This is a genomic window from Bartonella sp. OC68QHHN (assembly GCF_042193875.1).
GTDB classification, from domain to species: domain Bacteria; phylum Pseudomonadota; class Alphaproteobacteria; order Rhizobiales; family Rhizobiaceae; genus Bartonella; species Bartonella grahamii_A.
The window spans coordinates 1,215-1,638 of the sequence record NZ_JBHIME010000021.1 but is presented as its reverse complement, the minus strand read 5'-3'; the positions used below and the strand labels follow the sequence as shown (position 1 = coordinate 1,638).

Below are 424 nucleotides of genomic sequence, written 5' to 3'. Positions count from 1 at the left end.
AAGAGCACCCCATCGCTGTGGTCGACCGTGATGAAAAGGGTAATATACTCTATGAAATAGATGCAAATGGACAGTATATCACAGACGCTCGTGGACAACCAATACCTCACGCACATTATTTAACGGATGAGGAAAAGCAGCATTTGCAAGAAGGCTCTGATGGCAAGGTGCATGTGTCCTTTAATGGCATTTTTACGCCACCCTATGAAGCTGCTGTTTATGCAGAGCAACATGCGGAGAATAAAAATGAACCGCTTTATTTTGTTGTGTTCCCTCAAGCCGATTCTGCTATCTCAGAACTTCTAGTCGCGGGCTATCAGAAGTTTATGGAAAATAACTTTTGGGGTTTAACCAATTCCACACAAGAAGCAAAAGATTTGATGTATAGCTATGGTCTTACAGGATTAGAACTTTATGGACATAG

Annotated in this window: 1 pseudogene; it reads left to right on the top strand. The window is 41.7% G+C overall.

From position 1 onward, the window contains the following. A pseudogene (locus tag ACFIJ0_RS02695) lies at positions 1-424 on the top strand (filamentous hemagglutinin); the annotation flags it as partial.